We start from the raw sequence: 12571 nt of genomic DNA on the forward strand, positions 1-12571 counted from the left end.
GCCTCACATCATGCCGCAGGCACCACCCAGCAACTGGTTTGCCTTCTCCTTCTGCGCGTCGGTGAGCACGGCGTAGAGCGCGGTCGTCGCGGGCTTCAGCGCCTTCAGATTATCGACCATGATCTCCATGGCCTTGATGCGCGCATCCATGCGGTCGAGAGCGCTACCGCCCATGGCCTTCATCATGTCGCCATGCATGTTTTCCATGGCGGCCTGCTGCGCCCTGACGGCTTTGGCATAATCCTCCCATGCGGAGGCTTGGGCATCGGTGATGCCGAGCTCGGCCTTCATGTAGGCGAGCTTCGCTTCCATCATGGGCATTGACGTCATCATCATGCCGCGCATGCCGTGGCCCATGCCGCCCATCATCGCGCAACCGCCCATCATGCCGCCTTTGTCATCACCCATCATGGAGCGCATGCCGCCCATCATGCCGCCCTGGCCCGTCATGCCTCCCTGCCCCATCATGCCGCCCATGGGACTGCCCGCACCCTGGCCCGTCGCGCCACTCTTGCCCTCATCCCCGGTACCTTGCCCCATCATCCCACCGGGACCCATCATCGGCGCTTGTGGCTGACCCTGCTGCGCCATAACGGGAAACACGACCGCGGCAGCAACCGCCAGGCCGCTCGCAAGCGCCAATCCTTTGAGCATCCGCATCGCTTCCTCCTTACCGGACCTTACCGGACGTCTGAGCGTCCGCTTCTTTGGATTCGAAACATTCACTATACCTGCGCCACTCCCATCGCTTTGAGGCGGATCAAGCGGAAAATGCCGCCAATCGTCGCTTCGACCTTAACGAATCCATCGGCCTTCGCGGGTTAAGCTCCGCCCCGCCCGCGAATCAGACTAGCCTCACGCCCATGCCGGAACGAGCCAAAGACGGCACCCACGCACCATCTGAGCCACCTCGCAGGTCGCTTGCCGAGGACTATGCCGCGATCGAGGACGCGCTGGCAGCGAGCCGGCGCGGCCGCTGGTTCCTCGCCGAATATGCGAGGCGCAACCGCACCGCTGAGACCGAGATGCTGCTCGAGGCGATCGCCAAGCTCGAGGCGGCCGTGCTCAGGCCGCAGCGCCAGAGCGCGCCGTGCGGCGTGTTCACCGAGCTTGTCGAGATGAGCGAGGCGATCGCGCGCACGCGGCGCGAGATCGCCCAGATCAGGCCTCCCTTCCAGTTCGACCAGCAGCTCGTCAGCGCGACCGAGGAACTCGACCAAATCGTAGAGGCGACCGAGAAGGCGACCTCGGAGATTCTCGCCGCGGCCGAGGACATCCAGGAGGTCGCCTGGACGCTCCGCGAGCGGGGGACCGAGGTCGCGCTGTGCGACCGGATCGATCAGCGCGCCACCGACATCTACACCGCCTGCTCGTTCCAGGACCTCACCGGGCAGCGCACCGACAAGGTGGTGCGTGCGCTCCATTTCATCGAGAGCCGCATCAACGCGATGATCCAGATTTGGGGCGTCGACGACATCGCCTACCGGGTGGACGACATCGCACAAAAGATGCGCGACTTCGCCGACGCCTCGCTCCATGACGAGGCGGAGTTCCTGAGCGGACCGCAAGGCAAGGATAAGGGCCTTGGGCAGGACGATGTAGACCGCATGTTGACGGCACGGGAGGAACGCCCGGCCAGGGGAGCGGCCCGGGAGACGATGGCGGACGCTGAGGCAGGGCGGCCTCGCGGGCCGGAGCGCTTCGAGCCGCCCGCGCCGCTTACCTTCGAGGAACTCGACACGGTCAAGCGCGCGGCCCTGTTCGGCTAGCTCCAAATTTTTTTATTCCAGGTGCATCAACGGCTTAGTGCGCCGTGCTGAGCAGTTTTCACCGGCGCCCCTTGAACCGCAAGGGCGGATTTACCATCTCTGGGAAGACGCGAGTTCCCCCAAAGCGTCCCCCAAACTGACGCATGAGAATGTGACGGCCCGGTTCCCCCCCAACCGGGCCGTTTTTCTTTTTCGCTTCCGTTTCTGCGGCGCGCGCTTGCCCCGCCAGCGGCGAAGCCGCGGGCGCCGCTCGGGCAGCCCCAGATTGTGCGCGACCATCATGTTCTCGATGAACTGCCGCGTTGAGTTCTCCCAGCTATATGTCAAGGCAAGCGACCGGGCGTCCGCGCGATCGAGCTTGAGCGCGGCGAGAGCCGCGGCCTTAAGGTCGGCGCCGAGAACGCCAGCACGCGGATCGGTGATGACGTCGCGCGGCCCGCTCACGGGATAGGCGGCGACCGGAACGCCGGAGGCGAGCGCCTCGAGCAAGACGAGTCCGAAGGTGTCGGTCAGGCTCGGGAACACGAACACGTCGGCCGAGGCGTAGGCCAACGCAAGCTCCTCGCCCTCCTTGGCTCCCGGAAACAGAACATCGGGATAGGTCCGCATCAGCTCCTGGGCCTGCGGGCCGCTGCCGATAACGACCTTGCGCCCCGGCAGGTCGAGGTCGAGAAACGCCTTGAGGTTCTTTTCTACGGCGATGCGCCCGACATAGAGGAACACGGGCTGCTCGCCGTAAAGGCGCACGTTGCGCGGCCGGAACAGATCGACGTCGACGCCGCGCGACCAGGGCATGAGCCGGTTGAAACCGCGGGCGGCGAGATCGTCGGCGACCGACTTGGTGGCGACGAAGGTGCCGGCGGCGCCGTTATGGAAGCGCCGCTGCAGCGCGTAGCACCACTCCTCGGGAATCGGCAGCCGGGCCGAGACATATTCCGGAAAGCGCGTGTGATAGCTCGTGGTGAACGGCCGGTGCATCTTGCGGCAAAAGCGCCTCGTCATGAATCCGATGGGTCCCTCCGTGGCGATATGGATGAAGTCGGGGCGCGCGGCTTCGACATGGCGGGCAATCGCGCCCGGGGTGAGGAGCGACAATCTGATCTCGGGATAGGTTGGGCAGGGCAGCGTGCGGAACAGGTTGGGCGCGACGAAGCTCACCTCGCAGCCCTGCTTCGGCGCTTCGAGCGCGAGCCGCTCGTAGGTGCGCACCACCCCATTGACCTGGGGATGCCAGGCATCGGTCGCGACCAGGACCCGCATCAGGCGGCAGCCTCGAGCTCCTCGACACGGCGTTCGGGCGAACTCATGCCCTTGGGCGTCGGCGCCCAGCGGATGATCTCGAACACCCCCTCCTCGGTCTCGGCCACGGCGGTGCAGCTTTCGACCCAGTCACCGGTGTTGATGTAGATCACCTCCCCCACCTGGCGCATGGCGGCGTGGTGGATGTGGCCGCAGATCACGCCTTGCGCTCCGTGACGCCGCGCCTCCTGCGCCAGGGCCAGCTCGAACTCCCCGATATAGTTCACCGCGCGTTTGACCTTGTGCTTGAGATAAGCCGACAGCGACCAATAGGGCATGCCGAACCACCGCCGCAGCACGTTGAAATGGGTGTTGGCCCACAGCGCGAGCTCGTAGCTCCAATCGCCGAGCAGAGCGAGCCACTTGGCGTAGCGCACCACGACGTCGAACTCGTCGCCGTGAATGACAAGGTAGCGCCGACCGTCGGCGCCTACATGGATGGTGTTGCGCTCGATGGCGATGCCGCCGAAATGTACCCCGCAATAGTCGCGCAAGGCCTCGTCGTGATTGCCGGGAATGAGCACGAGGTCAGTGCCCTTGCGCACCTTGCGCAGGATCTTCTGCAAGACGTCATTATGGGCTTGCGGCCAGTAGATGCCGCGCCTTATGCGCCAGAAGTCGACGATGTCGCCGATCAGATAGATGCGCGAGGCATCGTGGCAGCGAAGGAAATCGAGGAAGGCCTCTGCCTGACAGGCCTTGGTGCCCAAATGCAGATCCGAGACGAAAAGCGCGCGATAACGCCTCACACCCGGTTCATGCTGCACGTCGTCATCCTGCGTCTTCGCCACGATAAGGCGCGACTTAAAGTGATTTTGTATCAGCGATGTGACATCCAGCGCGGGCGCTGGTTAATGGCGGCAGCGTGACGAACGGCGATCTCAAGATGCGGCTTCAACAAGCGCTCGGCACGCGCGTGGCCGAGGCGAGACCGCTCGCGGTCGGCTTCGGGCTCACCGGACTTGAGGTCGTGCTCGCCGACGGGCGTCATCTTGCCGTCAAGGCGGGCGAAACGGACCGCGGCGGGGCCGATGGGCTCAAGCTCGAGGCGTTCATGCTCGGCGAGCTTGCGCGCCTCTCGGACCTCCCGGTGCCGCGGGTGCATTATGCCGCGCGCGATCTCCTCGTCATGGACTTCATCGAGAATGACGCGGGCGGCATCGGCAGAAGCGTCGAACGTCATGCCGGCGAGTTGATCGCGAGGCTGCACGCGACCCCACGCGAGCATTTCGGCTATGCGCGCGACACGCTGATCGGGCCTCTCCATCAGCCGAACCCCAAGGCAACGAAGTGGGTACCGTTCTTCCGCGACCACCGGCTTCTGTACATGGCGTGCGAGGCGCACCGCGAGGGGCGCCTGCCCTCATCCTTGTTGGCGCGGATCGAGCGGCTGGCGGAGCGGATCGAGGAGTATCTGATCGAGCCGCCTTTCCCGAGCCTGCTCCATGGCGACCTCTGGGCCGGCAACGTGCTCGTGCGGAACGGACGCGTTGCGGCCTTCGTCGATCCCGCCATCTATTTCGGCAGTCCCGAGATCGAGCTTGCCTTCACCACGATGTTCGGGACGTTCGGGGAGGCCTTCTTCGCGGTCTACGAAAGTCTCATGCGGCTAGAGCCCGGGTTCCACGAGCTGAGGGCGGGCCTCTACAACCTCTACCCCAGTCTCGTTCACGTCAGGCTGTTCGGGTCGGGCTATCTCTCCGGGATCGACCGCACCCTCACCCGCATCGGCCTTTGAAAGCCGCTCAAGACAAAAAGAACCGGCCCGGGCGTCGCCGGGCCGGTCTTCCCTGCGAAACGAGCCGAGCTCCAAGGCATGGCCTATAAAGCGGGCGTCGGCTCGCCCCCCCATCTTGTTCCTGAGCCTGTCGGTGGCTGCTTGGTTTCCCTCTGGTTCCCATCTCGGGGTGACTTGAGCCCCCCAGCCCCGTCCCCCCATTCGATGCCGGAAGGCTAGCCTAGGCCTTTAGCGTGCTTCAACATTGCGCAAGGGGCCGGACGCAATTCCGCAAACGACTGTTGCGCAAATGCAAATGACCGCTTTCCGAGGGGGTGAATCTGCCTTCGCGGGGGACGATTATTCATTATTTATCATTGTATTAGGGCGTCACAGACCGCGCCGACGCCGGTACAGCCGGAAGACCGAATTGCCTCTTAAAATTGCACTTCCGCTGTGCGGCGCCCGGAAAACTTTCTGAGGCCCTGTTGCAGTTCCGCAACGCCACATTTCTGCGGCTCACGAAGCGATTTGCGGAACGACGGCGAGAGAGAATCGCTGTGGAATCAAAAAGAAGGAAGCGGCATCGCCCCAGGCGCTGTCGGGCGGCCCAGGGGCAAAGGCTCCTCTCAAGCGAGGCTTCGGGTTACCGGTGCAGGGCGACGCTCGCCGCCTGGCGGTAGGTGCCCGACTTTGGGTCGAGCTGAACGATGTTGATGGTGTGGCTCGAGCCGGAGACGTTGATGCTGAGGCGGCCAGAGAACTTGTCGCCGCTGATGACCGCATGGACGGTGTTGCCGGCCGCCGTGCCGCTCACGCTGCCCGCCGCGTCGTAGGTGGTCTCGCTCCAGGAGCCCGAAATCTTGCCGCCGCTATAGGTGAGCTTCGAGCTCGTGTTGAATTTGTAGTCGGTCCCGGCGCAGCGCATGTTCTGCGTCACCGCCGCTCCCGCCACGTTGTAGGTGACCTTGCAGCTCACCTTTTCCGGCGCCCCCTTGCCGGGAGCGATGGTGCCGCCTCCGGACCAATAGCCGTTCAGGAGGTCGAACGGGTTGCCGGTGCCCTTAGGGGTCGCCTTCTTCGATGCCGATTCGGCCGGCAGCGCGAGCAGCGTCACAAGCAAAAGCATCAGGACGGGCATGAGCTTGCCGATCCAGTCCGTAAGCAGGCGAGATGCCATGGAAGCCATCCCTCTCAAAGTCCACCGCTGAAGCGCGCGCTCCGGGCCGAAAACCGGTTTCGCGAATCGCGGGCCGTTGCCGCCCCCCGCGGCCGCGTGCATCATGCAGAAAAACGGTGACCGGGGGAAGAACGATGAAGCTGTTACGCTACGGAAAAGTCGGCGCGGAGAAGCCTGCCATCCTCGATGCGCAAGGCCGCATCCGCGACCTCTCGGGCATCGTGGCCGACTTCGCGGGACCCGCGCTTGGCCGCGAATCCTTGAGTCGAATCAAGGCTCTCGATTTCGGCTCTCTTCCCCTGGTTGAAGGCAACCCGCGGATCGGCGCCCCGGTCGGCATCGTCCCGAAGTTCTTCGGCATTGGCCTCAACTATCGCGACCACGCCGCCGAGACCGGCCAGCCCATTCCCGAAGTGCCGATCGTGTTCGCCAAAGCAAGCTCCTGTGTCTCAGGGCCTTATGACCCCATCCTCCAGCCCAAGGGCTTCGATCGCATGGATTTCGAGGTCGAGCTTGCCGTGGTGATCGGTGAGCGCGCCAAGAACGTCTCCGAAGCCGAGGCATTAAACCATGTCGCGGGCTACTCTATCTGCGACGACGTCTCGGAGCGAAGCCTGCAGAAGGGCGGCCCGGGCGAATGGATCAAGGCCAAGAGCTACGACAGTTTCGGCCCGCTCGGACCCTGGCTCGTGACCACCGACGAGATTCCCGACCCGCAGTCGCTCGATCTTGCCCTCGACCTGAACGGGGTGCGCATGCAGACCGGCAACACCTCGACCATGATTTTCACGGTCGCCCAGCTCGTAAGCTATATCAGCAAGTACATGACGCTCGTGCCGGGCGACGTCATCACCACCGGCACGCCGCCCGGGGTCGGCATGGCGCGGAACCCGCGCGTGTTCCTTAAAGCCGGCGATGAGCTCCGCCTCGCCATTTCTGGCCTCGGCGAGCAGCGGCTCAAGGTCGTGGCGGAGGCTTAGGCTAAGGCTGCCGGCACATCACTTCGGCTTGGGCCAGAAGGCGTGGAAGTGGTGCACGGGGCCCCTGCCGTTGCCGATATGAAGCTCATCGGCGCGTCCGATCGCGGCGCTGACATAGGCCTTGGCCTTGCGGGCCGCTTCGCGCAGCGTCGCCCCCTTGGCAAGCTCGGCAGCGATGGCCGAGGAGAGCGTGCAGCCCGTGCCGTGATCATGCTTGGTCTTGATGCGCGGCGCCTCGAGCCGCAGCTCGCCCTCCTCATCGCGCAGGAGATCGACGGCCGCCGGTCCCTTGGCGTGGCCGCCCTTGATGAGCACGGCCTTGGCGCCGAGGCGCTTAAGCTCCTCGGCTTGAGCACGCATCTCTTCCTCGCTCCGGGCCTCGTTCGTCTCGAGGAGCCGCGCCGCCTCGGGCAAGTTCGGGGTGATGACGATAGCGCGCGGGATCAAGACGCGCTTCAGGCTCGCGATTGCCTCCTCGTCGAGCAGGACCGCCCCGGTGGCGGCCACCATCACCGGGTCGAGCACTACGGGAACGCCGGGGAAGCTGCGAAGTCCCTCGGCGACGGCCTCGATGATGGGCGTCGTCGCCAGCATGCCGATCTTGATCGCGCCGACATCGAGGTCGGCGGCAACGGCCTTCATCTGCGCGATCACAAAACCGGACGGCACCACATGCACGCCCTCGACGCCCAGCGTGTTCTGCGCGGTGAGCGCGGTAATCGCGGTCGCGCCATGAACGCCGAGCGCGGCGAAGGTCTTGAGGTCGGCTTGAATGCCGGCGCCGCCGGCCGAGTCGGAGCCCGCGACGGAAAGTGCGATCGCTGTCATGGCACGACTATCGGCCGATTGTGCCAAAGACGGAAGCGCTGCCTTAGCCGATGGCGGCAAGCCCCGGGAAAAGCTGGAGCAGCCAGGCCGAGATGAGCGTCATGGCATTGGTGAGGAAGAGGATGCCGGTCACGACGAGAAAGCCGCCCAGCACCTTCTCGATCGTGCCGAGATGCCGGCGAAAGCGCTGCATCGTGCTCATGAACGGGCGGATGGCGACGGCCGCGGCGATGAAGGGGATGCCGAGCCCGAGCGAATAGACAAAGAGCAGGCCGATTCCCTGGCGCACGGAATCTTCACCCGCCGCCATGGCAAGGATCGCGCCGAGCACGGGCCCGATGCACGGTGTCCAGCCGAAGGCGAAGGCAAGGCCGATGATATAGGCGCCGAGCAGCCCGGCAGGGCGCTCGTCGGCGTGATAGCGCGCTTCGCGGTGCAGCAGCGGAATATGGATGAGCCCGAGGAAATGCAGGCCGGCGATGATGATGATCACGCCGGCGACCTTGCTCAACAGGGCGAGGTTGGCGATGAGCAACTGGCCGAGGGCGGTTGCGGTGGCGCCGAGTGCCACGAACACAGTGGTGAAGCCGAGCACGAAGGCGATCGAGGACATCACCACGGTCGCGTAGACGTGGGTGGGCGTCTCGTCTTCGCCCGCGAGCTGATCGAAGGTCGCGCCGCCCAGGAAGCAGAGATAAGGCGGCACGAGCGGCAGCACGCAGGGGCTCAGGAAGCTGAGCAGCCCGGCAAACAGCGCTCCTACATAGGTGACGTCCAATTCAAATCTCCGACCGAAGTCAGGCGGTCCTAGCACGAGAGACAGGGTTCTGCCGCCAGCCCTCGCCGATCACTTTAGCGTCAAAACGGCGCGAGGACGTCGATTAACCTAGGCCGCGGCGATGCGGGCGCGCATGGCGGCGGCTTTGATCGCGGCGATGTTCTCCTGACAGGCGCCCCCCTTGAACACGGCCGAGCCCGCCACGATGACATTGGCGCCCGCCTCGACTACGAGCGGGGCGGTTTCGGCGTTGATGCCGCCGTCAACCTCGATGTGGATCGGCCGGGCGCCGATTGCGTTTTTGATGGCCCTGATCTTGTGCAGCTGGCTCGGGATGAAGGCTTGGCCGCCGAAGCCGGGATTCACCGTCATCACGAGCACGAGATCGACCTTGTCAAGCACGTAGTCGATCGCACTCTCGGGCGTCGACGGAGTGATCGAGACGCCCGCTTTCTTGCCGAGGTTCCTGATCAGTTGCAGCGAGCGGTCGAGATGGGGACCCGCCTCGGCATGCACGGTGATGATATCGGAGCCCGCGGCCGCGAAGGCTTCGATGAAGGGGTCGCATGGGGCGATCATGAGATGCACGTCGAAGATCTTCTTCGAGTGCGGGCGAAGCGCCTTCACCACGTCAGGGCCGATGGTGATGTTGGGCACGAAATGCCCGTCCATCACGTCGACATGGATCCAGTCGCAGCCGGCGGCGTCGATGGCGCGCACCTCCTCGCCGAGCCGCGCGAAGTCGGCCGAGAGGATCGAGGGGGCGATGATGATGTCACGGGCCATGTCGGAGCCTCGGCTCGCCAATGAGTCCTTTTAGCGCACAATACCGCTAAATAAAGATTGTCATGTCCGGCTTTATGCCGGGCATCCACGCCTTTTACCGCGGCAAACTCGTTGGATGGCCGGGCCTTCGCCCGCCAACGCCTTCGTAGGGTGGTTTTCGCGAAAGGCTTCGGCCCGCGCAAGGGGAAGACAAGCCCGGCCACGACCAAGAGAAGATTAGCAGGCGGCGCGGGCGCCGCTCTTCGCAAGCGCCACCACGCCCGGCAATTTCGCCCCGCCCAGCCATTCGAGGAAGGCGCCCCCAGCGGTCGAGACGTAGGTCAGATCGCCGGCGACGCCGACGATGTTGAGCGCCCGCACCGTATCCCCGCCGCCGGCGACACTCACGAGCTTCCCCTCCCGCGTCAGGCGGGCGACCTCGCGGGCAAGGGCGAAGGTGCCCTCGCCGAACGGCGCCGTCTCGAAGGCGCCGAGCGGCCCGTTCCATAGCACCGTCTTAACGCCTTGAAGGCGCCGCTTGAGGTCAGCGACGCTCGCCGGACCGAAGTCGAGGATCATGGTATCGGCGGGAACGGCGCCGACCGGGCAGATCCGCCATTCGACGCCGGGCTTGAACTCCTTGGCCACCACCACGTCGGTCGGAAGAACGATCTCGCACCCCGACGTTTTGGCGCGCGCCATGATGTCCTTCGCCGTCGCGACGAACTCCGGCTCGACCAGAGAGGCTCCGGTGTCGATGCTGTTGGCGGCAAGGAAGGTGTTGGCCATGCCGCCTCCGACGGCGAGCTGATCCATGCGGGTCACGAGATGGGTCAGGACCTCGATCTTGGTCGAGACCTTGGCGCCGCCCACGATGGCCATGACCGGCCGCGCCGGGTTCTCGAGCGCCCTGCCGAGCGCGTCCACCTCGGCCATGAGCTGAAGCCCGGCATAGGCGGGGCGAAGATGGGCCAGAGCCTCGATCGAGGCATGCGCGCGGTGGGCCGCCGAGAAGGCGTCGTTCACATAGATGTCGCCGAGCTCGGCAAGGGCCTTGGCGAATTCGCGATCGTTCTTCTCCTCGCCGCTGTAATAGCGGACGTTCTCGAGCACCGCGACCTCGCCCGGCTTGACGCCGGCGACGCCGCGCCGCGCCTCCTCGCCGAAGCAGTCGCCGATGAAATGGACGGTGGTGCCCGGCATCAGCTCGCGCATCTTCTCGGCGACGGGTTTGAGCGAGGTGTCGGGGCTTATCACCCCCTTGGGGCGGCCGAGATGCGAGAGCACGATCACTTTCGCCCCCGCCTCGGCGAGCTTCGAAATGGTGGGGAGCACGCGCTTGAGGCGCGTCGCGTCGGCGACCACGCCGTTCTCGATCGGCACGTTGAAATCGACGCGCACGAGCACGCGTTTGCCCTTGACGTCGACGCCGTCGATCGACCTTACGCCTGAAAGGTCGACGCTCCCCTCGGAGACGCTCTCCGTGGCGGCCGATGAGGCGACGCTCATATCAGGCGCCCCATCTCCGCCGCCGTATCGTTCATGCGGTTGGAGAAGCCCCACTCGTTGTCGTACCAGGACACGACGCGGCAGAAGGTGCCGTCGACCACCTGGGTGCTCGGCAAGTCGAAGATCGAGCTTTGCGGGTCGTGATTGAAGTCGCTCGACACGAGCGGCTTGTCGTTGACGCCGAGAATGCCCTTGAGCGGTCCGTTGGCGGCCGCGACGATGGCCTCGTTGATCTCCTGCGCCGTGGTGGGACGGCTGGACTGGAAGGTCAAATCGATCATGCTGACATTGGGCACCGGCACCCTGATCGAGGCGCCGTCGAGCTTGCCCTTGAGCTCGGGAAGGACGAGGCCAACCGCCTTGGCCGCGCCGGTCGAGGTCGGGATCAGATTCACCGCCGCGGCGCGCGCGCGGTACGGGTCCTTGTGCAAGGTATCGACCGGGCGCTGATCGCCGGTGTAAGCGTGCACCGTGGTCATGTAGCCGTGCTTGATGCCGACCGCCTCATTCAGCACCTGGGCGACAGGGGCGAGGCAGTTCGTGGTGCAGGACGCGTTCGAGACGACGTGGTGCTCCTGGGTGAGCTTGTCGTGGTTGACGCCGAACACCACGGTGAGGTCGGCACCGCTGCACGGCGCCGAGACGAGCACGCGTTTGGCGCCCGCGGTCAGATGCTTTGCGGCACCTTCGCGGTTGGTGAAGCGGCCGGTGCATTCCATGACGATGTCGACGCCGAGATCGCGCCAGGGAAGCTTCTCAGGCGTGGCCTCCGACAGCACCGCGACGTTCTGGCCGTTGGTCTTGAGATGTCCGTCGGCGACGGCGACCCTGCCGCGGAAGCGGCCATGCACGCTGTCGAACTCGAGGAGGTGAGCATTCATCTCGGCCGAGCCGAGGTCGTTGATGGCCACGAATTCGAGATCATCGCGACCCGATTCGAGATAGGCCCTGAAAGTGAGCCTCCCGATCCGGCCAAACCCATTGATGGCGACGCGCTTCCTAGCCATTTCCTGCCCTGCTCTTCCTTTCCAACACCTCGATTGCTGCCGATGCTACGGCCTCGGCGGTGATACCGAAATGCTTATATAGGTCTTGCGCCGGGGCAGAAGCTCCGAATCCGCGCATGCCGATGAAGGCGCCCCCCTGCCCGATCCATTTGTCCCAGCCGAAGCCTGAGGCCGCCTCGACCGCCACGCGCGGGACCGTACCCAGAATTGTGTTCCGATAGGCCTCGGGCTGCGCCTCGAACAACTCCCAGCAGGGCATCGACACGACGGCGGCCCTGATCCCCTTCCCGGCAAGCTTTGCCGCCGCCTCGACGGCGAGCGCGACCTCCGAACCCGTGCCGATCAGGGTCACATCGCGGTCCCCTGCTGGCGCGATCAGCACGTAGGCGCCCTTGGCCGACAAATTCTCCTTGCTGTCGGAGGTGCGGAGCAGCGGAAGACCTTGACGGGTGAGTGCGAGGATCGAGGGCGTCCCCTTGGCGAGGAGCGCGATCTCCCAACACTCGGCGCATTCGACCGAGTCGGCCGGGCGCATCACGTTGAGATTCGGCATGGCGCGGAGCGCCGCGAGCTGCTCGACCGGCTGGTGCGTCGGGCCATCCTCGCCGAGACCGATCGAGTCGTGCGTCATGACGTAGATCACGCGCTGGCCCATCATCGCCGAGAGCCTGATCGACGGCCGGCAGTAGTCGGAAAAGACGAGGAACGTGCCGCCGTAAGGAACGATGCCGCCATGGAG

At 65.1% G+C, this 12571-nt stretch carries 13 protein-coding genes; 3 read left to right on the forward strand and 10 right to left on the reverse strand.

All coding sequences use genetic code 11. The features are described from left to right. Window positions 1-3: 3 nt before the first annotated feature. Window positions 4-660, reverse strand: coding sequence for a Spy/CpxP family protein refolding chaperone (locus VFB18_RS12170; protein ID WP_324975549.1), 657 nt, complete (start codon window positions 658-660; stop codon window positions 4-6). Window positions 661-863: 203 nt separating this feature from the next. Here VFB18_RS12170 and VFB18_RS12175 point away from each other — a divergent pair, with 203 nt between their 5' ends. Then, window positions 864-1769 (forward strand): hypothetical protein, encoded by a 906-nt coding sequence (locus VFB18_RS12175; RefSeq protein ID WP_324975552.1) that lies wholly within the window; start codon window positions 864-866, stop codon window positions 1767-1769. 90 nt (window positions 1770-1859) lie between these two features. Here the strand turns inward: VFB18_RS12175 and VFB18_RS12180 are convergent, their stop codons facing one another. Together VFB18_RS12180 and VFB18_RS12185 are read right to left on the reverse strand one after the other, a co-directional pair. Beyond that, window positions 1860-3029 carry a glycosyltransferase family 1 protein gene (locus VFB18_RS12180; protein WP_324975555.1) on the reverse strand — a complete coding sequence of 390 codons (1170 nt, stop codon included), beginning with the start codon at window positions 3027-3029 and terminating at the stop codon, window positions 1860-1862. After that, window positions 3029-3859 carry a UDP-2,3-diacylglucosamine diphosphatase gene (locus tag VFB18_RS12185; protein WP_324975558.1) on the reverse strand — a complete coding sequence of 277 codons (831 nt, stop codon included), beginning with the start codon at window positions 3857-3859 and terminating at the stop codon, window positions 3029-3031. Before VFB18_RS12185 ends, VFB18_RS12180 begins: the two co-directional genes overlap by 1 nt. 95 nt (window positions 3860-3954) lie before the next feature. Here VFB18_RS12185 and VFB18_RS12190 point away from each other — a divergent pair, with 95 nt between their 5' ends. Next, complete coding sequence (locus VFB18_RS12190) at window positions 3955-4806, forward strand: fructosamine kinase family protein (RefSeq protein ID WP_324975561.1); 852 nt, start codon at window positions 3955-3957, stop codon at window positions 4804-4806. Window positions 4807-5431: 625 nt separating this feature from the next. On the opposite strand, the gene VFB18_RS12195 is transcribed toward VFB18_RS12190, so the two are convergent. Continuing rightward, window positions 5432-5965 carry a hypothetical protein gene (locus VFB18_RS12195; RefSeq protein ID WP_324975564.1) on the reverse strand — a complete coding sequence of 178 codons (534 nt, stop codon included), beginning with the start codon at window positions 5963-5965 and terminating at the stop codon, window positions 5432-5434. 134 nt (window positions 5966-6099) lie between these two features. On the opposite strand from VFB18_RS12195, the gene VFB18_RS12200 reads away from it, so the two are divergent. After that, entirely contained in the window at window positions 6100-6945 is an 846-nt protein-coding gene (locus VFB18_RS12200; protein WP_324975566.1) for a fumarylacetoacetate hydrolase family protein, read from the forward strand. Between the two features lie 18 nt (window positions 6946-6963). On the opposite strand, the gene thiD is transcribed toward VFB18_RS12200, so the two are convergent. The 6 genes from thiD to VFB18_RS12230 all read right to left on the reverse strand — a co-directional run. Further along, window positions 6964-7773 (reverse strand): bifunctional hydroxymethylpyrimidine kinase/phosphomethylpyrimidine kinase, encoded by an 810-nt coding sequence (gene thiD, locus VFB18_RS12205; protein WP_324975569.1) that lies wholly within the window; start codon window positions 7771-7773, stop codon window positions 6964-6966. Window positions 7774-7816: 43 nt separating this feature from the next. Beyond that, window positions 7817-8551, reverse strand: a complete 735-nt coding sequence (locus VFB18_RS12210) for a cytochrome c biogenesis CcdA family protein (protein WP_324975572.1) — start codon at window positions 8549-8551, stop codon at window positions 7817-7819. Window positions 8552-8659: 108 nt separating this feature from the next. Beyond that, complete coding sequence (gene rpe, locus VFB18_RS12215; protein WP_324975575.1) at window positions 8660-9337, reverse strand: ribulose-phosphate 3-epimerase; 678 nt, start codon at window positions 9335-9337, stop codon at window positions 8660-8662. A 216-nt stretch (window positions 9338-9553) separates the two neighbouring features. Next, window positions 9554-10825, reverse strand: a complete 1272-nt coding sequence (locus tag VFB18_RS12220; RefSeq protein ID WP_324975578.1) for a phosphoglycerate kinase — start codon at window positions 10823-10825, stop codon at window positions 9554-9556. After that, window positions 10822-11832 carry a type I glyceraldehyde-3-phosphate dehydrogenase gene (gene gap, locus VFB18_RS12225; RefSeq protein ID WP_324975581.1) on the reverse strand — a complete coding sequence of 337 codons (1011 nt, stop codon included), beginning with the start codon at window positions 11830-11832 and terminating at the stop codon, window positions 10822-10824. The genes VFB18_RS12220 and gap overlap by 4 nt, the downstream gene beginning before the upstream one ends. Then, window positions 11825-12571: transketolase-like TK C-terminal-containing protein (locus VFB18_RS12230; RefSeq protein ID WP_324975584.1), on the reverse strand; the 747-nt coding region annotated here is incomplete at its 5' end. The genes VFB18_RS12230 and gap, both read right to left, overlap by 8 nt.

Origin of the sequence: Methyloceanibacter sp. (genome assembly GCF_035650995.1) — a bacterium.
Taxonomy (GTDB): Bacteria; Pseudomonadota; Alphaproteobacteria; order Rhizobiales; family Methyloligellaceae; genus Methyloceanibacter.

Coding starts and splice junctions, on each gene's coding strand:
- thiD (WP_324975569.1), bottom strand. CDS start 7,773: ATGACAGCGATCGCACTTTCCGTCGCGGGCTCCGACTCGGCCGGCGGC.
- VFB18_RS12175 (WP_324975552.1), top strand. CDS start 864: ATGCCGGAACGAGCCAAAGACGGCACCCACGCACCATCTGAGCCACCT.
- VFB18_RS12195 (WP_324975564.1), bottom strand. CDS start 5,965: ATGGCATCTCGCCTGCTTACGGACTGGATCGGCAAGCTCATGCCCGTC.
- rpe (WP_324975575.1), bottom strand. CDS start 9,337: ATGGCCCGTGACATCATCATCGCCCCCTCGATCCTCTCGGCCGACTTC.
- VFB18_RS12200 (WP_324975566.1), top strand. CDS start 6,100: ATGAAGCTGTTACGCTACGGAAAAGTCGGCGCGGAGAAGCCTGCCATC.
- VFB18_RS12180 (WP_324975555.1), bottom strand. CDS start 3,029: ATGCGGGTCCTGGTCGCGACCGATGCCTGGCATCCCCAGGTCAATGGG.
- gap (WP_324975581.1), bottom strand. CDS start 11,832: ATGGCTAGGAAGCGCGTCGCCATCAATGGGTTTGGCCGGATCGGGAGG.
- VFB18_RS12170 (WP_324975549.1), bottom strand. CDS start 660: ATGCGGATGCTCAAAGGATTGGCGCTTGCGAGCGGCCTGGCGGTTGCT.
- VFB18_RS12220 (WP_324975578.1), bottom strand. CDS start 10,825: ATGAGCGTCGCCTCATCGGCCGCCACGGAGAGCGTCTCCGAGGGGAGC.
- VFB18_RS12190 (WP_324975561.1), top strand. CDS start 3,955: ATGCGGCTTCAACAAGCGCTCGGCACGCGCGTGGCCGAGGCGAGACCG.